The 21292-nt window shown below is 49.8% G+C and carries 15 protein-coding genes; 3 read left to right on the top strand and 12 right to left on the bottom strand.

The window, feature by feature from the left end; genetic code table 11:
- Window positions 1–218: 218 nt before the first annotated feature.
- From BMW94_RS09585 to BMW94_RS09545, 9 genes are all read right to left on the bottom strand, one after another.
- Window positions 219–4544, bottom strand: coding sequence for an alpha/beta hydrolase fold domain-containing protein (locus tag BMW94_RS09585; protein WP_090997585.1), 4326 nt, complete (start codon window positions 4542–4544; stop codon window positions 219–221).
- 97 nt (window positions 4545–4641) lie between these two features.
- A complete protein-coding gene (locus tag BMW94_RS09580; RefSeq protein WP_175480635.1) occupies window positions 4642–6192 on the bottom strand; it encodes an extracellular solute-binding protein in 1551 nt (516 codons plus the stop codon).
- Between the two features lie 398 nt (window positions 6193–6590).
- Window positions 6591–8999: a DUF4962 domain-containing protein gene (locus BMW94_RS09575; RefSeq protein ID WP_090997581.1), complete on the bottom strand. Its 2409-nt coding sequence runs from the start codon at window positions 8997–8999 to the stop codon at window positions 6591–6593.
- Between the two features lie 34 nt (window positions 9000–9033).
- Complete coding sequence (locus BMW94_RS09570; RefSeq protein WP_090997578.1) at window positions 9034–9801, bottom strand: SDR family NAD(P)-dependent oxidoreductase; 768 nt, start codon at window positions 9799–9801, stop codon at window positions 9034–9036.
- A gap of 30 nt (window positions 9802–9831) precedes the next feature.
- Window positions 9832–11670 carry a cache domain-containing sensor histidine kinase gene (locus BMW94_RS09565; protein ID WP_090997575.1) on the bottom strand — a complete coding sequence of 613 codons (1839 nt, stop codon included), beginning with the start codon at window positions 11668–11670 and terminating at the stop codon, window positions 9832–9834.
- Window positions 11667–12704 (bottom strand): response regulator transcription factor, encoded by a 1038-nt coding sequence (locus BMW94_RS09560; RefSeq protein WP_090997574.1) that lies wholly within the window; start codon window positions 12702–12704, stop codon window positions 11667–11669. Before BMW94_RS09560 ends, BMW94_RS09565 begins: the two co-directional genes overlap by 4 nt.
- A 42-nt stretch (window positions 12705–12746) precedes the next feature.
- Complete coding sequence (locus tag BMW94_RS09555; protein WP_063567831.1) at window positions 12747–13625, bottom strand: carbohydrate ABC transporter permease; 879 nt, start codon at window positions 13623–13625, stop codon at window positions 12747–12749.
- Between the two features lie 12 nt (window positions 13626–13637).
- Entirely contained in the window at window positions 13638–14570 is a 933-nt protein-coding gene (locus BMW94_RS09550) for an ABC transporter permease (protein WP_254790205.1), read from the bottom strand.
- Window positions 14571–14611: 41 nt separating this feature from the next.
- A complete protein-coding gene (locus BMW94_RS09545) occupies window positions 14612–14821 on the bottom strand; it encodes a tautomerase family protein (protein WP_063567830.1) in 210 nt (69 codons plus the stop codon).
- A gap of 589 nt (window positions 14822–15410) precedes the next feature.
- Between BMW94_RS09545 and BMW94_RS09540 the strand changes: the two genes are divergently transcribed.
- Both BMW94_RS09540 and BMW94_RS09535 read left to right on the top strand, forming a co-directional pair.
- A complete protein-coding gene (locus tag BMW94_RS09540) occupies window positions 15411–15989 on the top strand; it encodes a TetR/AcrR family transcriptional regulator (RefSeq protein WP_090997570.1) in 579 nt (192 codons plus the stop codon).
- An 80-nt stretch (window positions 15990–16069) separates the two neighbouring features.
- On the top strand, window positions 16070–18256 hold the full coding sequence (locus BMW94_RS09535) for a YhgE/Pip domain-containing protein (protein WP_090997568.1): 2187 nt from the start codon (window positions 16070–16072) through the stop codon (window positions 18254–18256).
- 128 nt (window positions 18257–18384) lie between these two features.
- On the opposite strand, the gene BMW94_RS09530 is transcribed toward BMW94_RS09535, so the two are convergent.
- A complete protein-coding gene (locus tag BMW94_RS09530) occupies window positions 18385–18723 on the bottom strand; it encodes a DUF4190 domain-containing protein (RefSeq protein ID WP_090997564.1) in 339 nt (112 codons plus the stop codon).
- A gap of 179 nt (window positions 18724–18902) precedes the next feature.
- Between BMW94_RS09530 and BMW94_RS09525 the strand changes: the two genes are divergently transcribed.
- Window positions 18903–19454, top strand: a complete 552-nt coding sequence (locus BMW94_RS09525) for a mediator of RNA polymerase II transcription subunit 4 (protein WP_090997563.1) — start codon at window positions 18903–18905, stop codon at window positions 19452–19454.
- A 328-nt stretch (window positions 19455–19782) separates the two neighbouring features.
- Here BMW94_RS09525 and BMW94_RS09520 read toward each other — a convergent pair whose 3' ends face one another.
- Window positions 19783–20538 carry an amino acid ABC transporter ATP-binding protein gene (locus tag BMW94_RS09520; RefSeq protein WP_090997561.1) on the bottom strand — a complete coding sequence of 252 codons (756 nt, stop codon included), beginning with the start codon at window positions 20536–20538 and terminating at the stop codon, window positions 19783–19785.
- Between the two features lie 62 nt (window positions 20539–20600).
- Window positions 20601–21260 carry an amino acid ABC transporter permease gene (locus BMW94_RS09515; RefSeq protein ID WP_063565931.1) on the bottom strand — a complete coding sequence of 220 codons (660 nt, stop codon included), beginning with the start codon at window positions 21258–21260 and terminating at the stop codon, window positions 20601–20603.
- Between the last annotated feature and the right edge of the window lie 32 nt (window positions 21261–21292).

The raw sequence follows: 21292 nt of genomic DNA, 5'->3' as shown, positions 1-21292 counted from the left end.
AGCTGAACTATAAATGTTACACCTGATCACTTCGATTGCAGTACCATTTTCCGATCGCTCTTATCCCCAGATTTTCATCATTCCCTTTGTCCAAGGGAAAAAATCCGGTGATAAAGGCGAACGCTTCGCTTCTTCAAATTGGTTCTGCACTCTCCGTTTAAGTGTAAAATTGAGCTTCAACTTATATAGACGCCTGCCAGGCTACTTGCTCTGATCCTTTATAGCTCGGTAACGGTAACACCTGCTGCTTTGTAATAATCCTCATTCACATTGTTTAGAATGTTGGCCTTCATCAAAATGCCGACTCCAGCAAAGAGTCCGATTCCATTCGTGTTACCTTCGATTCGGTTATTTTCAATTAACACATTCTCGGGGTTTCCTTCGCCGACATTGCCGGCTCCGGCATCGCCTTTGTCGCGCTCAAGCCGCACGCCCCAGTATCCGCTGGCGGTATTGTTGCGGATCGCATTGCCTCGAATCACCGTCCCCGGTCCATTCAGCACTTTAATTCCTGCCGCATCGGCAATCGTGGTTGTATTCTCGATGAGATTATCCTCGATTAGAGTATCGGGGGTGCCCATGGTTACCGAGATGCCAACTTGGCTGTTCGTGATCGTGTTGTCATGAATATAGTTTCCGTTGCCCGACTTGCTGTGGTTACTGGGTGCTGAACCCCCTGTATTGCCAAGTCCAATCCCAGCGCCTGTCAGCACATCCGTAATCAAATTGCCCGAAATTTCATTCAAATACTCCAGTTCACCATGAAGATCAATGGCATCCAGCTTCGTTCCGTTAAATGTATTGCCACGCAGCACGTTGTTATGGGCGACAAACTGGATCAACGCTCCATGTCTGAGATAAGGGCCCTCAAACGTACTATCCTCCACCACATTCCATATCGCATCATTGTCAAAGCCGAGCCGATCGGACTTGGCCGTTCCCTGAATGGAAATTCCGTAGCCTGAGCCTCCAGGGCCCAAATCTGTTGCATTGCGGAATGTTGCATGCTTCACAACGACATCGCGGCTGTGTTCGATACGGATCGCCATTCGTTTAAATTTCTCCACAATTACACCGTCGATCGTAATGTCATACGATGGTTCCTCACCATAGTTAGCGATGTGGATCATGCTATCCGGCCCCCCTGCGGAGGGATTATTGGATTGGTGATCGGTCGTGTAGCTGCCAGACCAGGATGAAGATAGGGTCATATTGGATACGAGAATGCTGTGCTGAGCCGATGCTTTCAGGACGGCGCTGCCCGTCACCTGATCCAACGATGTCTTGAGCACGGTTCCTCCACTGCTCTCTCCTCTCAGGTTCACCCCGGATTTGAGCATCAGGTTGGTAGATCCATCCGGTCCGGACAACAAATTGTACACTCCATCAGGCAAAAACACTTCATCACCAACGTTCGCCTCATCAATAGCGGCCTGTATTGCGGGTCGGTCATCGCTCGTATGATCAGCCAGATCTGCTCCGTAATCCCGTACATCAATCGTACGTCCGGTTACAGTATGAGGAGGATGGACTGCATGTGGTGTTCCATCTGTCTCCGTCAGACCTGGAGCGATAAAGGGCTCTGTTCCCTCAGGTGGCTGAGGCTCAATGTATGGAATCAGGGCGACAGGCGTCCCTCCCCCTGCAATAGGAGCATACAGATGCACATCGGTCAGACTTGTATAAATACTTGCATCCGAATTGCCATGCCCGGTGATCCGTACATAACGTGCAGAAGTGTCCGGGATATCAAATGCCTGCATTTCGGTTGTATCCCCACTGCTTTCCCCGTTAAATATCTGGGTCCAGTGCTCACTGTCAACAGACGATTCGATCTCAAAAAATGTCTTTCGGACATCCCCTTTGTAAAAACCAATCCCAACATAGCCTACTTGCTGTGCCTGCCCCAGATCAAACGTGATCCATTGCCCCTCTCCGGCAACAGACCAGCGGGTATAACTGTTATTGTCGATGGTATTGGTCGCCAGGTTGCCGTCGCTACCGCTTGCTGAGACGGAAGCAACAGGCAGGGACGATACCGGAACCGCAAGGGTGGTCATATCGGTTGATAGAGCACTGCTGACGTTGCCGGCTTCATCAATCGCCCTCACTTGAAACGTGTACGATGTTCCGGCTGCAAGTCTGCTGTCACGAAATGACTGCTTACCTTGTTCAGCCAGCAAAACGCCATCCCGATAAATCCGGTAGGCAGATACAGCCGTATCATCGCTGGCCGCAGGCCATCTCAGTTCCGCAAAATCCGTTCCCCAGTTGCGAATCTCAAGTATAGCTCCCTGCTCCCATTCAGGTGACTGCGTGTCACTGCCTTCTTCGATTAAAGCAATGACCGATAACTGAGGACGCGGATTGCTCGTTCCGTTGGCTTCCTTGGTGTATACGTTCACAGAAACACCTGTTGATCCCGCATCCCCAAGCAAAAATGCAACCTGCCCCGCATCTGGACGACTCTTCACATAATCGGTTACATCCACTTCATAGACGGCCGGACTTCCATTACGATCTGCCGTGACCTGGAATGTGCCAAGCAGCGAACCTTCGCTGAGACTTTGGACCGGGGCATTCGACCAGGTTAACGATGATTCACTCCAGTCTGTTGAATTCAAACCGTATAGAGACAACTCTGTATCGATATTTGATGTGCCTTTCTTGGCGGCAATCCGTAGTCGATACCGATCTCCTTCGGGCTCATTTCCGGACATGTCAAATTTGAAATACACATATTTCTTGGTCGACGAAGTGGAAGAGATGCTTAGTAATCCGGTGCTGGAGCCCGTGGCCTGATTGAAATTCAGGTCAGGCTTGCTGCTGTCAATCGCCGCATCGTCGCTTGGCAGCTTGCTCGCGATGATCTTCTCCATCAACGGTTTTTCTTCTTCCTCTTGTTCATTTCCAGGCGAAGTGTCTTCGGGATTGCTTTTGAACATAATGCGCTCCGTAACGATCCGGTTCTTCACATGTTCATCAAGAAAGGCCCACGCCTCCGCATTGGCAACCACGGAAGCCGTTCCTGTAAATCCATGGCCCTGACCAGGTACGACTTTCATATCCACAATCGGGACACCCACAGATTGAAGCTGTCCCGCGAAAGTAACACTGTCGGTATAGGGAATGGTGGCATCAGCATCACCGTGCCGAATCCAGAACGGTGGGTCATCCGGTGAAGCATACGTGCCCGGCATCGCAAGTCTGGCCTGCTCCGGTACATCGAATGCACGATGTCCGCCAAGCAGAGCTGTGACCGAGCTGTAGTTATTGGCAAATGTCGTCGTAAAATCAGCGGGTCCGTACCAGTCGGCAACGGCCTGCACTTTGTCGGAATACTCAGGCCATCCGCCAGAACCTTCAAGATCAGGTACATCTAACGTCACCCCTGTATCGAGTATTACAGTGTCACCAGCCACAATGTCCCCTGTTGTACCGAGCAATGCAGCCAGATGGCCGCCCGCAGATGATCCCCAGACGCCTATACGACTCGGGTCCAGGTTGTACTGCGCCGCATGGGCCCGCAAATATCGGATAGCAAGCTTTACATCTTGAATCTGGGCAGGGAAAGGCGCCTCAGGCGTCAGCCGGTAGTCCAGAGATACACCGATGTAACCGCGTTTGAGTACATAATTGCAAATGGAGTTCAATGCCTGCTTTCGGTCCCCGTGATTCCATCCACCTCCATGGATATAGACCATGACCGGCATCGGTTCAGCTGCCGCTGTCTCGGGAACAGCAATGGATGTATAGATTGCTCGCCCACCAGCCGTGCCAATCTCCACATCCTCGTATAAAGTCACTCCTTGTGGTGGCGTAAACTCCGTATTCTCCTCTCCAGGCGGAACTGGCGATGGGGCAGGCGTTATACCGGGAATAGCCTGACCGTAAATGGCAACATTGTCGATATACATGTTGGCCTGCATGGCATCTCCTGTTCGAAAACGAATTTTCACCGTGCTGTTATTGTTCGCTTCCGAACCCAGCGTCCAGCTTTTTAGCGTATTCCCTTCCTTATTCTTCATGTCTGGAGTGCCTGGGGGAAGTTCAAATGTCTCCAGCGTTGCCCAGGAACTGCCCCCGTCCTTCGACCATTCGATAATCATGCTTCCGCTGATATAGGACGAGGCGCGTGTGTAGTAGCTCAGCCGAATATTTCCGTATCCAGTCAGATCAAGTGGCAGCGCAAGTGCATCGGTCCCGTCAATCTTGATCATGTTGGGCAGCGAGGGGGCAGTTGTGGCAGACGACGTTTTGGCCTTGCTTCCACCTACTCCTTCCTGCAGCCAGGGAGTTCTCAGTGCAATTCCGCCTGTAGAGCCAAAATTGTCCGGATCATCAAAGTTTTCCGCGTAAATCTCCAGCTCTGGGCCCTCCGGATCTGGGATATTTTCTTCCTGCGTAGCATTTAAAATAGAATGAGGATCAGCGCCTTCCAGCGCCCGAACTTCATGCACGGGAACGGTAATACCGCTAATGAGTATGATAGACATGGCAACAAGTACAACCCGCTTCTTCCACGTTTTGAACACGTCATTCACCTGTATCCCCTCCGTATTCAGCTGACTTGCCACTCCGATGACAGAACAACCTTCCGATCGCTGTTATCGTGTAAATTGTATAGTTCAACTTAGATCATTAGCGACGCGGTGCGGACACGCCTTCACCCTTATTGAATTTCTCGGTGGCTTCTTTGATTGCCTGATCGCCCCCCTTGGATTTCCATTCCTCTACCACTTTCGGCCAATCGGAAATTGGCTCCTTCCCATAAACCATCTTGATCATGTGTGTGAGCAATACCTGAGGAGGTGTATCCGAATTGGGAGCAATCTCGGGATTCTGTACAAAAGCTTCCAAACGCGGATCAAAGTTGATGCCATCCCGACCTTCTTTGGCTAAGATGGTATCGTAAATATTCATCAGCTTTCTGCCTTCTTCTGTCAGCGATAACGAGCCTTTATTGTACGTCGTGTCCTGTACGAACCATAAGAACGACTGACGGTAACGCTCTTCGTCCACGCCAGCGGAGTCTGTTGGAGCTTTGTATGAAATCACGCCATTATCCTCTGTGTAGGTCTCTCCTTCTGTGCCATATGTGAAAAACTTCTCGGCTTCGTCAGACACCATCCAGTTAAAGAAACGGATAATGGAAGCCGGATCAGCCGCATCCTTATTAATAAAGTAGGCACGTGTCACCGGACCGTACAAATAATAACCGCCCTTTCCGTCCGGGCCGACTGGGGAAGGGATGATCTCGATTTTGGCATCGGGAACTGACGCTTTAATCTGCTTCTCCCATTGGATCAGTTCGTTGGCATTCATGGACCACATGCCCGCCTTGCCCGAGAGAATTGTATTCTTGAATACGGTCGAATTGATGGTCGCGAACTCTTTGTTGATCAGCCCTTCCTCGTACATCGTCTTATAGACAGTAAGGGCCTTCTGCATATTCTCGTTATCCATAAATTTCGGTACAACCTGATCACCTTGCTGCTCCATCATGGACAGGAATTGCTGTACGTCATAGGCACCGAAAAAGGTATCTGCATATTTGAAATCCTCACGTCCCATATACGGATTCTCCACGCCGAGCTTCTTAAAGGCGCGCAAAACGTCCATCGTTTCCTCAACTGTAGTGGGTACCGGCAGTCCCGTTTGATCCAGTAGATCTTTGCGAATCCAGGTTGCCCGGCGGGATGGATTGGATAAATATTCAGGGATGGCATAAATATGGCCGTCATGAGTTACCTGGTCCCAGGCTTCCTTCGGCACGGCTTTCAGCAAATCTTGCCCGTACTGCTGTAACAGTTCATCCAGGGGCTGAAATACCCCGGCTTCGACCGAGCCGGCCATCTCTTTGCCGTTAACGCCGCCGTCGCCCTGCACCACGTCAGGAATATCATTGGTGGCAAACATCTGGACCATTTTCTGTTCATATTCCTTGTGCGGCACCAGGACAATTTTCAGATCGGTATGGGTCAGATCCTCCAGTTTCTTCACCCATTGATCCTTGTTAATGTCGGGTGACTTCTCCACATACGTATACGCCAGCGTACGGAGTGAAATGGAGAATTTTGTTTTGCCATCTCCCCCGCCCTCACCGGATGCCGCTCCGCTGTCTTTGTTGCACCCCGTCATGACAGCTGCCGCCAGCAATAGAGCCATGCCTGAGACCATCCACTTTTTCATGCTACCCCTCTTTTCATCCTGATTTAGATTTAGGTACCACTCGTCGGTGAAGCGCTTTCAAATAGATGTTAAAACATCCCCACCGCCTGCAACAATGGGGATGTTTTAGATGAGATTGCGTTTTCTTTAGGTCAGCACTCAGCGTTCAACAGCATCCAGTCATATAGCACTATATAAATTGAACGTACAAACTTTACACTCAGCCACTGCGATTGCAGTACCCTCTTCCGATCGCTGTTATCCCCAGATTTTTTTGATTCCCTTTTCAGAGGGGAAAATCCGGGGATAAGCGTATGCTTCCGATGTAGCTTTCTTACAGAAAGCTTTTAGCGAACGCTTCGCTTCTTCAGATGGGTTCTGCACTCTTCGTTCTTGTGTAAATATTCAGTTCATCTTAACTAGTACGTCTTGGATACCTCGATCTTCTTCGTTACACCGTTGTCGGTAAAATAGAGATGGATGCCGTGATCCTGGTCATCAATGAAATAGGGGACATACTTCGGCTCCTCGATCTTGTACGGCACAAGCAGCGTCACAATCCTGTGGCTTGTGGCAGGCCGCGTTTCTGCGCTGAGATGATAATGTCTTTCCAGCCCTTCGTACTCTGCCGGGTCCACCTCTGCAAATTGATCCGTCTGACTGAGCGCCAGCTCACCGGAGGAAGCATATACAAACGTGCCCTCAAGCCCCGCCTTATTCCCGTTCAGACGGAAGCTCTGCCCTTTCAGCTGTAGCGGGTGCAGTGCATGGAACAGCCATTGAACGCTGTCCGGCTTCTCCAGGTCAATGTGGTCCACAATGACGAAATAGGATGATTGCAGAAAATGAATCTCACGTACAACACGCTTCACATGGGGTACGGTGCTGGCATAGGCATCGGTCGCTACCGCGCGCACATAACCATCGCCATCCCGCCAATAGGCCTCCTCGATCTGCCCAGTTGCGGCCATGTTCAGCACTTTGTTGTTCTCGGCATACTGACCTGTTCCACCAATCAGCAGGTTGTTCTTGGAACGTGTCTGCCTGCGCCATTCCCGGTGAAAGGAGCTGCCGTGCGCGATATAATAGCCTGTATCCGCCGCAAGCGGCTCACCGAATGCGTGCAGGGTAAAGCTGTTCTGATCCGCATGACTATGGCTGATGGAGCCATAACGGCTCGATTTGAGAAGAAGCATCATATGCTCATCCGGATCGTCCATCCGGTGATGCATGGCTACCCACCCCACATCACGGAACCACTTGACCGGCTCGATGTCCACAGGCGACTCTTCCTCCACCTGCGGATAATCGTGGCGGTATACCAAGTCGTCAAAGTTAAAGTCCCACCAACCGTAGTTATAAAAAGCTCCCTCTGTCCCCGGATCGGATTGGCGCACACGCTCAAAGTACCACTGGTACCAGCGGTTGCCTGTAACACCTGCCAGTTGGCGGACAAGATAGCCTGTTTTCAAATTTACCGGGTCACCCAGCGTAGACTGATCTCCGAAGCTGGCGCGACGAGCATCGGGCGGGTACACGTAGAGTGGAAAATCCCCGGTACGCTGGAAGAATGGCCGACGGAAGAAGTCGATGCCCGCATAGTTTCGCAACAAATTCATCGCTTCGGTCACATAGGCCATACCTGTTGTCCAGTACATTGGACCTTCAGCCCAACCTCCATCACTTCCTCCCCAAGGGGAGTACAGACAGGCATAATAATCGATCGCATAATCCAGCCACTCTGCAGCTTGCTGCTCCTCATGCAACAAGGCCATACAGCAGGGCACAAGCACGGAGGATAATGAACGCACGGCATGGCTGTCATAAGGCACATGATGGATCTTCGAGCGGACCATCACATGCTGGGCTACCTGTTCTGTCCGCCGCAGCAAACTGCGCCTTACCACTTCTTGCTCTTCACTGTTCAACTCATCATGCAGCCAGTCATAGCCCCAAGCGAGCGCTGCGGCGACCCGAAAAGCCGCCTCATCGTTATAATCACGGGAAGTCGTTCCCTCGGTATCCCAAGCCACCACATGCAACAGCCAGGTTTTTGCTGCTCCAAGCAGCCGTTCGTCACGAAGCACCCGCCCCGCGATGCTGAGATGACGAATCGCATATAACGTTTCCTGACAGTCAATGTACATTTGCCTCCACAGCGGGGCGACACGTTTGTTCTCCGGGTAAGGCAGCGGTTCACAGATCGGCTCGCGGTTGGCCCACGGCTCCACGGAATTTGCCATAAACACATCCCAGCCGCAATACGCGGAATCGGACGCAACACCATCCGCAAGTGCATTCAGCCCACGTTCACCAAGCCACAGCCGGGGGTGAGACATGTCCGTGGAATCGTATCGCTGCGCCCGGGAAGCTAGAGGTGTCTCGGGTAATCCCACTGGCACAGTGAACCGTCGCACCTCACTCCAAGCCGACATTTCCCCTTGCTCCCCTTGTAAGGCATGCCCTTCGGCTTCATTCCCATGCTTCCCCTGGGAGACATGCGCTTCGGCTTCGCCTCCTTGCTGCACTGGTTGGTCTACAAGCAGCGCATATCGCCAATAATACTCCCCAGGTTCAAACACCCGATCAGGCGTGAAAAAGTTATACGGGAGCGGCGCAAAGGTCATCGTCTCTTCTTCCTGAAAAGAAGGGCTCGCTGACACTTGCAGCAGATAGGCATTCTCATCCTCTTGCTGTGCCGCCATCCAGGTAAATCTCGGCGGATTTTCTGCCAGAACGGTATGTTCATCAGGAGCATAGTCCACATGGAACGGCCCGCTGATTGGTTGGTACAACGGTCTTTCTGCAAGCTTCCGCTTCACTTCCATCGTATCGTTCCCTCCTTATCCCAATGGTGTAGCATCAACGCATGTACATTCCGCCATTGATTTCTAGCGTTTCTCCGGTTATAAAAGAACCCAGCTCGGAACACAGGTACAGCGCCGCTCCTGCCACATCATCGGGAGTCCCTTCCCGTCCAAGCGGGATGCTGCTTACCGCAGAAGTTCGACCTTCCGCCGAGGTGAACGTAGCATGGAATGCCGTTTGCCCGATGAAGCCTGGTGAAAGGGCATTAACCGTAATCCCGCCAGGAGCCAGTTCTTTGGCAAGTCCTTTGGTTAACGCAATGACAGCTGCCTTGGAGGCTGCGTAAATAGCTGCACCCGGGCCGCCCCCGTTATGAGCCGCTACCGAGGTCAGATTGATAATTCGGCCGCCTCCAGCCGCTTTCATACCAGGAATGACCGCTTTGGAGACAAATACGGCGCTCTTCAGATTGACATCCATAATCCGGCTGTAAAGCTCCTCGCTCATCGTTTCAATGGGGCTTCGTTCCACCAGATGCCCTGCATTATTAATCAACAGATCAATCGGACCGCCGAAGCGGAGCGTAATCTCCCCAACCATCAATTCTATGGCATTCGTATCGGTCACATCTGCCTGAAATGCAGCTGCTTCACCGCCAGCATCCCGGATGGCGGCCACGACCTCCTCCGCCCGATCCATATTATGCAGGCCATTCACAGCCACCTTTGCTCCGCAACGCGCCAATGCCCCAGCAATGGCAGCACCAATTCCTCCGCTGGAGCCGGTAACCAGCGCAATTTTGTTCTGCAAGTTAATATTCATGTTCGATCTTCCTCCCTGTTATAGGTTCAATTAAATCCGTTTGCTATGCTGATCTGCGGGAAGCGCCATCGTAATGGTCGTTCCCAAGCCTTGCTCACTCTCAATCATCAAGCCATACATTTCTCCAAATACAAGCTGAATCCGGCGATGAACATTCATGAGTCCGATGCCTCCGCGATGGTAGACATTATTGGATTCTTCGCCTGCCAGACGATTCAATTCCAGACGGTCACGCAGCTTCTCCAGACGTTCCTCGCTCATGCCCATGCCGTTATCCTGGACGATAACAAGAAAGCGATCTTCCAGGCGCCGAGCATCGATACGGATAAAGTGACCGGGCTCCATGCCTCGCGGAAATGCGTGTTGTAACACATTTTCCACCAGTGGCTGAAGGGTGAGTCGAACCATTTTTTCCAACAACAGATCCGGCGCAATGATAACCTCAACTTCAAGCTCCCGATCCATGCGATGCTTCATAATGGAAAGGTAGGCAAGCACATGCTTCAGCTCGTTGGCAACCGTAATTTCCTCCAGATTGGTCTGAATGGAATACCGGAGCATATGAGCCATCGATTCCACCATCTGTGCAATTTCTTCGAAGTCCTGTACGACGGCATAACATTTGATCGTTTCCAGTGTGTTGTAGAGAAAATGCGGATTGATCTGCAACTGAAGCGCCTGAAATTCCGCACGATGCCGTTCCAGCGCCTCCTGCTGAAGCTCGATTTCCGACTTCTGGCGGCGCAGCTCCGACTCGTATACACTCTCAATCATGTCCGACAGGCGGCTGACCATCAGATTATAGCTGCGGATCAGCACACCAATTTCATCGCGCCTTTCCTTCATCTCCACCTTGTTCCAGATCCCCTTCTCCGTCTGTCTCATTCCGTTCATCAGCACACGAATAGGTTCCACTTGAGATGCTCCGATCCGGTAGGCCACGACAAGTGCAGCGAGCAAGGTTCCTGCACCAACCCATAAGGTGGCCGAACGGATCGTTGTAATCGGTCTTTGCAGCTCAGACAGCGGCACGGAAGCGACAAAGCGCCAGCCCGAATATGCAGAAAGCTCCGATATGAGCAGCCGTTTGGTGCCATCCGTGTTCTGTTCCAGTGATCCTGCCTCCATGTGCATTAGCCTGTTCACGCTGCTGGACGCCATCGCTGTCTGCGCCTCTTCGTCCCCGGGTGTGTAGATTACCGTTCCGTTCTGATCCATCACATACTGATACCCACCTTGACCGAGGTCGAGTTCTCCCCATATTTTGTCAAGCTCCAGCACATTTACTTCCATCGCCAGTACTCCGTTTGGCGTATAGGAGGATACCCCTCTAATCCGGCGAGCGATCGTAATCACATTGGCGCTCTGTCCACTGCGAATACTGCGGGTAAGCAATGTCGATTCGCCATTTGCAGGGGTTGCAGCCAGTAACTCCTTATACTGCTGCGGCGCGTCGATATCCGGTATGCCGGCTGAATTCTGGTTGTCATCAATCACAACACGCCCGTTATCCCCGATAACATACAGGAACTTGATCTGTGGGTATAACATAAAAACAGGCGGGAACACGTTCGTCTTAATCTGACGGCTGTACTCGTAATAGGCATAACTGTCCTCCGAATTCATATCGAGGAAATGCTTCACACTTCCGTTCGAGAGAATGGAGTAGGTCGCACGATCATAATTTTGCAAATACAGATCGGTCTGGTACGCCGTATTGCGCATCGTTTGGGCGATGTTGTCCGCAAGCTGGTCGTTCATTTCAGTCGAGGCATAGGTATAGGTGAACAGGCCGATGGCGGACAGTGACAACGTAATCACGACGGCAAAATGAAAGAACAGACGGATGGACAGGCTGCGCTTCATCATTCAATGCCCAACTTGCTACGATATTCGGACGGGGTCAGTCCGGTAATTTTCTTAAATGTCTTCGTAAAATGGGGATGATCCGCATACCCCACTTCGTAGGATATATCCGTAATCCGGTTGCCCGGCTGTTCCAGCATGCGTTTGGCCAGTTCCATTTTGCTGCGTATCCGGTATTGGATAAAGGTCTGCCCTGTCGTCTGCTTAAATAGTTGACTAAAGTAGGACGGGTTAAGGCCCAGCTTGGCGGCAATCTCGTCCAGTGACACTTCGCGGCGCAAGTGCTTCTCTAGATAGGCTTTTGCTTCTTCCACTGGATGCTTGCGCTTGCCACTGCGCTTTTCCTTGATCGTCTTCATTAACGTGTGGATTTCGTTGCCCAAAGCCTCGAAGCACTCTTTTGAGGAAGCGCTTTCATTTATCTCGCAGGATGTACTCATCGTTCCGTTGCCACGTGCGTTCATGCGGGCCACAATCAATTCCAGCAATTCCTGAAAAAGCTCCGCTGTCTGCTCAGGCATCAAGGAATATGCCGGATACCGACCTGACCATGCTGCGAGCAGCTCCGTTACATCGGACTGCCGTAACTCCCATATGGCCTCTTCCAGACGCTTCGCCCAATCATTCAGCTCCCTCACGGGTACAAGGGACACCGTAGGTTTATCTTCTTCGGTTGCCAGCAATTTGAGCAGCAGTTCATGCAGCTCCTGTCGTCCCACAGGCTTCAGCAGATATCGCTTTACTCCATAATCCATACAGGCTCTTGCATATTCAAAGTCCGAATAACCGGAAACCACAATAATGCGCATCGTACTTCCTTGCTCGGATAAACGTCGACACAGCTCAATACCATCCATCGTTGGCATGCGGATATCCGTAAACAGGATGTGTGGCCGAAAGGCCTCTACCACCCGAAGGGCCTCTTCCCCATGCGCAGCCTGCCGTATCTCACAGTCGAACAGTCCCGCTTGCTCGATCATCTTCGCCAGACCCATCCGAATCATCGGCTCATCGTCCGTAATCAAGATTCTGAACATCGCCATTCCCCCGTTCCCGTCAGATCTGTATGCTTCATGTACTTAAGATTTGACGGAGCCGACCATGATTCCTTTTACAAAATGCTTTTGCAGGAAAGGGTAAATGATAATAATCGGCAACGTGGCGATGATGATGGTTGCCATTTTGATGCCTTCCGGCGATGTATGTGCAAGGGTGCTATAGACGGCAGAACCTGGATCGACGGAAATATCGTCACTTTCAAACAGCTTCTTGAGTGTTACCTGGATCGGCCACCAGGCCGGATCATTCAGATAATATAGCGCAGTGGAATACGCATTCCAGTGGCCCACGGCATAGAAAATGCCGAGTGATGCCATGGCCGGTTTGGACAATGGAATGACGATACGCCAGATGATGCCGAATTCCCCACAGCCATCAATACGGGCAGCGTCGATCAGTTCACCCGGCAGCTGTGCGAAGAACGAGCGCATGACGAAAAAGTTAAAGGCATTAATCGCTCCTGGCACAATTAGAACCAGCGGATTGTTGACCAGATGCAGTTCCTTCATCAGGATAAAGTTCGGAATGAGCGGCGCCGAGAATACAACGGTCACCAAGACAAACATGACAACCAGGGAGCGCCCCTTGTACTCTGGACGGGAAACGGGATACGCCAGCGATGCCGTTGCAGCGAGATTGACCAGCGTCCCGAACAGCGTCACCCCAACCGATACTGCAAATGCCCGCCAGAACGAAGCATCGCCGAATACATATTCATAATTGATCCAGGTAAAAGCGACAGGCCAGAAGCTGACCTTTCCGCCCATGATCGCTTCCGAGCTGCTAAGAGATTGAGCCAGCACATTAATGAAAGGCAGAATCATCGTCAACGAGAGCAGCGTAAGAAAAACGAGATTGCCAATGCGGAATATACGGTAACGGACACTGGGGGTGCGCATCAATCTCGCCTCCTAATACAGGCTTTCGCCGGTTGTTTTTTTGCTGAAGAAATTACCGAGTAGAACAAGCATCAAACCCACGACCGACTTGAACAACCCGATGGCCGTTGTATAGCTGTATTGCTGTGAGAGAAGGCCGGCTTTGTAGATATACGTATCGAGAATTTCACCCGATTCCAGATTGAGCGGATTCAGGAATACAAACACACGCTCAAAGCCCAGATCAAGGAACTTCCCGATGTGCAGCAGCAGCAGGATCATAATCGTCGGCAGTAAGGATGGCAGGGTAATTGACCATATTTGCTTCAAACGTCCGGCTCCATCTACCTCTGCCGCCTCATACAGATCGGGATTGATGCCCGCAATGGCAGCCAGGAAAATAATCGTTCCGTAACCGGAGTCGCGCCAGATCCCCGAACCGATCAGAATGGAACGAATGTACGAGTCTTCTCCAAGAAAGTAGATCGGCTGCATGCCCAGAAGTCCAAGTGCCTTGTTCACCACCCCGGCATCCATCGAGAAAATCCCCATGAATATACCACTAATGACAACCCAGGACAGAAAGTGAGGCATGTATACAATCGTTTGCAGCAAACGCTTAAACACAATCATCCGTACTTCATTCAGCAGAATGGCCAGTAAGATCGGTACCGGGAATGCAATCACCAGATCATACAGTCCGAGCAGAAGTGTGTTATTGAGAATTCGCAAAAAGTCATAATGGCTGAACATCTTCTGGAAATGCTCCAACCCTACCCAATCACTTCCGGTGATGCCTTTAAAAATGTTGTAGTTCTGAAAAGCAATGATCGAGCCGAACAGAGGCACATATTTGAAAAGGAAAAAATACAGGATGCCCGGTACGGAGAGCAGATATAGTATCCGGTATCGCCAAAGATAACGTCCCGCATCTCCGAGCCGAGTGCCCAGACCAGACGAGTGCAGTCTGGCTGCTCCCCGGCTTGGCGGCCCGATGTCCGCCGGCTTCACGTCTTCTCCCCTCCTTGCTTCTGTGATTGCATGGCTTTCAAATTATCAGGAACGTTCTCGTCCCATGGGATTTCATTGAATTCAACGGAAATATAATCCGGTTCACGGTCGATAATACGAGATAGCTCGCGTGTGAACACCTCCACGATCTCCTGCTTTTGCTCATCCGTCCTGCCTTCATACAGCCTGATCGTAATTTCTGGCATCCGAGTTAAGCTCCCTTCACCATATAATGTAAACGCTTTAACAACTTCATCTTAGCGTTCCTGTGAGAGAGCAACAATGGACTGTCTTTTCGTTCACTTGTGTTTTCTTTAGGTAATAGCAAGCCCAAAAGGCCCATATACAAACGTGGGCCTCATGCATCAGTATACTTTTATGGATAATACTCAATAATCACACTCCATACAGAGTGCGACAGCGAAAAAACACGTATCTCAACGATCTGATCCATTAAAAACACGTTTTTTCACTATTATTCTATGACTTTCCATATCATAATTCAATCTATTCCTGTCTACGTTATGCCAAAAGGCAATAAATGCCCACTTTTCGACAAAATCTGAGGTGCGAATCCCCCAGGGTTTTTATGTGAGCATCACATTCGCACCTGCCTGAGTCACATACTGATTCCCTGAATAACCTTCTCACTCCCCCATGTACATTATGAAAAAGATCACATCCATCATCCCTGTTCGAGTGCTACAGTTATAAACGACCGACTGACCAATTAAGTAATTCGGTCAGTCCAGATATACCTTTTATTTAATCATACGACAAGGAGGTGTACATACCATGAAAACCATCGATCGAAGGCAGCAGGTCATTGACTCTGCTGAAAAATCATTCGCTCTGTTTGGCTACAAAGCAACAACCATGGAGCAGGTTGCCCGGCTTGCCAATGTAGGCAAGGGCACGATTTATACTTTTTTCGAGAACAAGGAAGAACTGTTTGGAGAGATCCTGCACTCGATCATTGCTGATATGAAGCGAATTACGGAACAAACTGTTCAAGACGACAAACCATTTCTTGAGAACGTACACCAGAGCATGGACGCTTTGCTGGAGTATAGAGAGGAACATGAGCTGTTGATCAAGCTGTTTCAGGAGGTAAACGAGTTTGGCACGCCTCAGGCGAAGGAAGGTTTGCAGAAAGTAGAGACAGCCATTCTCGAATATCTGGAACGTCAAGTTCAGCGCGCCATGGAACTACAGCAGATTCGCGAGGACGATCCAAGGCTGGTCTCTTTTGTCCTGTTGAAGCTGTATGTCACCTTAACTTCCGATTGGAATAAAGCGCATCCTTCGCTGCACAAGGATCAGATCAAGGATTTCGTGGGCATCTTTCTCAAAAGTGGATTATCCCCTACATAAAGAAAGATGCGCGGCTTAATCCTTTATCGATTAGAGATAGATATAGCAACAGAGTAGCGTAATGATGGGGAGAGAACATGATGAAATCATTCACTGTATTTGGGCAGGATTTGAAATCCGCCTTCAAGAAACCCAAAGTATTTATTCCGATTCTCGTGGTGCTGTTCATTCCGGTACTGTATAGCGGTCTGTTTCTCAATGCATTCTGGGACCCTTATGGCAAAATGAATGAATTGCCTGTCGCCGTGGTCAACACGGATCAGGGGGCAACCTACAATGACAAATCGCTGGAAGTCGGACAGAATCTGGTCGATGAATTGAAAAAAAGTGACGACTTCAACTGGCAATTTGTGACCCGAGAAGAAGCCGAGAAAGGCATGGAAGACAACACATATTATATGACGATTGTTATTCCAGAGGATTTTTCCAAGAAAGCAACCACTCTGATGGATGACCATCCACAACCAGCAGAGCTGATCTATGAACCCAATGAAGGATACAACTTCCTAGCGGGGCAGATTGGCGGGACAGCGGTCAAACAGATCAAATCCAAAGTCTCTGCGAAAGTGACGGAATCATATACGGAAACCCTGCTGGATCAGGTAGAGAAAATCTCTAGCGGTTTGGCAGATGCCGGAGACGGCGCAGGTCAGATCAACGAGGGTGCGGTTAAGCTGGATGAAGGTGCCTCCAAGCTGAAAGAGAACCTGTCCAAACTGGCCGATGGAACCAACCAACTCGAAACAGGCATTACCCCGTTAAAAGAAGGCACGAACACCTTAGCTCAGGGTATTGATGAGCTTCATATAGGAGCCAGCTCCCTTTCCAAGGGTTTGTCCCAATTGGCGGCAGCAGGTACGAAGCTTGGTGACGGAGCAGCACAGGCTGAAGCTGGCGGCAAAAAGTTACAGGCTGTGATTCAATCTGCTCAGGAAGGAGTCGCAAAATTGGATGCTGGACTGGCAGCAACCGAGGAAGGCAGTGCCAAGCTGACCGCTGGATTGCAGGCTTCAGTCGGAGGCAGTGCCAAAGTAAGTGAAGGTGCCAAGGCCGTTGCGCAAGGTCTTGCCCAATTAGCTGAAGCCAGTCCAGAGTTAGCTGCTAACCCGGCTGTACAGCAACTCCTAGCAGCAAGCCAGGCTGTTGCCGCTGGTAGCGAACAGGTATATCAAGGTGGACAGCAATTGCTCGAAGGCAGCCAAAACCTGCAAGCTGCGCAGCAGCAGCTGCATCAAGGCAGCAGCCAGTTAGTGCAGGGTGAGCAGCAGCTTCTAGAGGGAGCAACGCAATTATCCGCTGGACAGGTGCAGCTTGCGACTGGCCTCCAGCAGTTCAACGCCAAGTTGTCTGAGGCTGCCGCTGGCGGAGCCAAACTTTCAGAGGGTTCGAGTCAATTAGACGCAGGTGCAGGGAGTCTGGTTGATGGGTTGAACCAACTTTCAGACGGAATCACCACCATTGCAGACGGTTCCCGCAAGTTGGATAACGGTGCAGGAAATTTAAAAGCAGGTACCGCCAAATTGACCGACGGCTCAGGTGAGCTTGCCACCAAACTGAATGATGCCGCCGATCAAACGGGCAGTGTGAAAAAGACGGATAAACTTGTAACGATGTATGCAGAGCCCGTTCAGGTGGATGAACATAAACATAATGAGGTGCCCAACTATGGAACAGGATTCTCGCCATACTTCCTATCATTGGGGCTGTTTGTCGGGGCATTGATTGCAACGCTGGTTGTACCCACACGCGGCAGCTCGGTTGCCGATGCGAGCAGCTGGAATCGTTTTGTGAGCAGAACGCTGGCTTTCACGATCATGAGTGCCGTGCAATCCCTACTCGCTTCCTGGCTTGTCTTGTCCGGCTTGGGTCTGGAAGTTCAAAGCGTGCCTTTGTTCCTTTTATTCAGTTTCGTTACCAGCCTGACCTTCATGTATATCATTCAGGCTCTGGTTACTTGGTTGGAGAATCCCGGCCGCTTCCTGGCGATCCTCATGTTAATCTTCCAATTGACCACCAGTGCAGGTACGTTCCCGTTGGAGCTCATTCCGAATTGGCTGAAAGGTTTCAATCCATGGCTGCCGATGACCTATTCGGTAACCGGGTATAAAGCTGTTATTTCGAGTGGACAGTTCGGTGTGGCTTGGGATCAGATCGGAATTTTGTGCCTCTTTGCCGTGATTGGTCTGGCGGCTACCTTTACGTATTTCATGGTGCATCGTACGAATGAAGGCGAGGAAGTAAGTAGAGAAGCAGTGCTTCACGTGTAGGATGGAAACATAAAAAGCAAGGCCTGTTGTAAGCAACGCCCTCGCTTCAATAACAGCGGGTGTTTGCTTATACACGGCCTTGCTTTTTTTGATCATGAAGATAAGGAGGTAGTAAACTGCTCAAACACTTAGTATGTAGAAGTAACATTGGTACTTACCAAAAAAGTAAATAGCAGTACAAGTATAATGAGAATAGCATAGAGAGCCGTCCCAATAATCCCACAGACGAGACCCGCAATGGCCAACCCTTTCCCCTGTTCCATACGAATTCTGAGTTCTTTCAGTGCCAGAGACGCAAATATGATAGCTACGATACCAATAAAAAATCCTAAGTATGGTATGGTGAGCGACAAAATCCCCAAGACAAGAGCTGCGATAGACTTGCTATTGGTTTTTGGTACTACATAAGGTGGTGGCGGAAGCGGATCGCTATAATAACGATCCACATCATTGTGACGTTGATCCAAAGGTAAATCCTCCCTGTTTATTAAGTAGTCTCATTATACTTGATAAGCCAGGAAAATATGCTCCATTATTTGTAAATATTTCGATTTTATTAAATATATTTACTTATTTGTCCGGAAATACGGAGCACCTAAAAGCACAGGAAATATGATATTCTATTTTAAGGATAAGGAGGTTTATTATGTATAAATTTACACCTTTACTATTGTCACTTACTTTTCTGATGACGGGTTGCAGTGAAACGGATAAATCGGTCGAAGCTTTGAAGTCGGTAGAGCTTCATGAGGAAAATATCCAAACGATCAAGGAACTACGTGAAGAAAACGCTCGTCTTCAGGAACAGATCGTTCAACTTCAAGAGAACGTACATAGCGAGGAGCTCAGAAACAATTTAAGAGAAACTCTAAACATGACGTTTAAGCTGATCGCTGCCATGGAGTCTGGAGATATTGCTTATATGGAGTCCGTATCTTCACCCAATGTAGATATATCCAAAAACAGCAATACCATGACTATTTATAATGCAGGCCACTCCTATGAAGTCCATTTCCTTAACGGTATACAGTGGGATGAATTCGAATTCAGAGGTTATAATCAAAAAGATTCAGACCACTTCATGCTGTTCATAGCCAAATACATCAAGACAAAGGGTTCTGAAGGAAATATTGCGTATGAATTCTCTTTTGTTCGTTCCCCAGAAGGAAATTGGCTATTTGATGGCTACATCTCTTGAATGAAACTTAGTCAAAAAAATGGGGCTGACTCAAAAGTTCCGCCTCGCTCCAAGCGCTAATGAACCTATCGCACCTTAAAAGGCAGATCATCAACGGTTGCAATATTTAAAGAATCTCAGTAACGCTATTTCGTCATAAAAGGGCTTCAAAACCTAAAAAATCAAGTGAATCGACGAAATAACGTCTCTGTGATTCGTTAGATCTCAGATCTGGGCATATGGGAGCGAATTGCGTGTGTCAGGTTCATGAAAAAAATAACACTAAAAGAGGATGTCCTCCCGTCATGTTCATGACTTATGAGACATCCTCATTTTTAATATTTCTAAGTTACCCTTCCACTTCCACCCGCTGCAAAAACGTACGCGTGCGCTCCAGCTTGGCATTACCGAAGATCTGCTCCGGCGGTCCCGCCTCGGCGATTTCTCCGTTATCCATGAAGAAGACACGATCCGCAACATCGCGGGCAAAGCTCATCTCATGGGTGACGATCATCATCGTCATATTCTCCTGTGCCAGCTGCTTGATGACACGCAGCACTTCCCCCGTCAGCTCGGGATCGAGTGCCGAGGTCGGCTCGTCGAACAGCAGAATATCGGGCTGCATCATAAGTGCGCGGGCAATCGCTACGCGCTGTTTCTGTCCACCGGACAGGTTGGCGGGATACGCATCCGCCTTGTCGGAGAGCCCTACTTTACCGAGCAACTCCAGACTTCGCTGCCGGATGATCGCTGAGCTTTCTTTTTTCAACGTCTTCGGTGCCAGTTCCAGATTCGCCTGTACCGTCAGATGCGGAAACAGGTTGAAATGCTGAAAGACCATGCCCATGCGATCCGTAATCTTCCGAATATCCGCGGCACCTGCATACGATCCGTTCTCAGCCAGCTCCTGGCCTTGGATACGAATGGTGCCACCCGAAATATCCTCAAGATGAATCAGGCTGCGCAGCATCGTACTTTTACCCGAACCGGAAGGTCCGATCACGGCAATGACCTCACCCGGCTCCACGTTGAACGTTACCTGCTTCAGCACATCAAGTGTGCCGAATGATTTTCTTAATTGATTCACTTCTATAATATGTGTCATATGCAGACAGTCCTTTAATTGATGAGATTGGATAACTTCATAAACTTCTGTTCCGTTCGTTTTTACTCAAATGTATAACGTTTCTCCAGTGCCTTGAAGAACAAGGTGAGTACCATGGTCAGCAACAAATAAATAATACCTGCAACCAGGAACGGCGTCAGACGGAAATCCCGGTTTACTGCGGCCTGTGCATAATGGAGCAACTCGGGTACGGCAACTGCATACAGCAACGCCGTATCTTTAATTAACGTAATGGACTCGTTCGCCGTCGCAGGCAGTACAACCCGGATCATCTGCGGGATGATGACTTTCGTCATCGTCTGCCATTTGCTTAGGCCCAGTACCTGTGCGGCTTCATGTTGTCCTTTATCAATCGAGAGCAATCCACCTCTGAAAATCTCGGCAAAATAGGCACCATAATTCAAAATAAAAGCTAGTGCTGCCGCCGTGAAACGGTCAAATACAAGATACTCCCCTACGCCTGGAAGCAGCGGCAGACCGAAGCAAAAGAACAACAGCTGAAGCATCAGCGGCGTTCCTCGCATCACATATACGTACGTATGAGCGATCCATGCCAACGGCTTGAATCGGCTTTTCATCAATAAGGTTACTCCAAATCCAAGTGGTACAGACACTATAATAGCCAGCAAAAATAAAAAGATCGTGGTCTGTGCCCCTTCAAGCATGGGCTTCATGATGCCCAATAAATACTCCCAGCTCATCGCAATCGGCTCCTCTAATCTGTTAACCCCGC

Origin of the sequence: Paenibacillus sp. OK003, assembly GCF_900109515.1 — a bacterium.
GTDB lineage: Bacteria > Bacillota > Bacilli > Paenibacillales > Paenibacillaceae > Paenibacillus > Paenibacillus marchantiae.
The sequence above is the reverse complement of the archived record's forward strand: the minus strand, read 5'-3'. Positions and strand labels throughout refer to the sequence as shown.

Bases quoted from the DNA above. Each gene is read 5' to 3' on its own strand.
- BMW94_RS09580 (WP_175480635.1), bottom strand. From the start codon at position 6,192: ATGAAAAAGTGGATGGTCTCAGGCATGGCTCTATTGCTGGCGGCAGCT.
- BMW94_RS09575 (WP_090997581.1), bottom strand. From the start codon at position 8,999: ATGGAAGTGAAGCGGAAGCTTGCAGAAAGACCGTTGTACCAACCAATC.
- BMW94_RS09570 (WP_090997578.1), bottom strand. From the start codon at position 9,801: ATGAATATTAACTTGCAGAACAAAATTGCGCTGGTTACCGGCTCCAGC.
- BMW94_RS09565 (WP_090997575.1), bottom strand. From the start codon at position 11,670: ATGATGAAGCGCAGCCTGTCCATCCGTCTGTTCTTTCATTTTGCCGTC.
- BMW94_RS09560 (WP_090997574.1), bottom strand. From the start codon at position 12,704: ATGTTCAGAATCTTGATTACGGACGATGAGCCGATGATTCGGATGGGT.
- BMW94_RS09555 (WP_063567831.1), bottom strand. From the start codon at position 13,625: ATGCGCACCCCCAGTGTCCGTTACCGTATATTCCGCATTGGCAATCTC.
- BMW94_RS09545 (WP_063567830.1), bottom strand. From the start codon at position 14,821: ATGCCAGAAATTACGATCAGGCTGTATGAAGGCAGGACGGATGAGCAA.
- BMW94_RS09540 (WP_090997570.1), top strand. From the start codon at position 15,411: ATGAAAACCATCGATCGAAGGCAGCAGGTCATTGACTCTGCTGAAAAA.
- BMW94_RS09535 (WP_090997568.1), top strand. From the start codon at position 16,070: ATGAAATCATTCACTGTATTTGGGCAGGATTTGAAATCCGCCTTCAAG.
- BMW94_RS09525 (WP_090997563.1), top strand. From the start codon at position 18,903: ATGTATAAATTTACACCTTTACTATTGTCACTTACTTTTCTGATGACG.
- BMW94_RS09520 (WP_090997561.1), bottom strand. From the start codon at position 20,538: ATGACACATATTATAGAAGTGAATCAATTAAGAAAATCATTCGGCACA.
- BMW94_RS09515 (WP_063565931.1), bottom strand. From the start codon at position 21,260: ATGAGCTGGGAGTATTTATTGGGCATCATGAAGCCCATGCTTGAAGGG.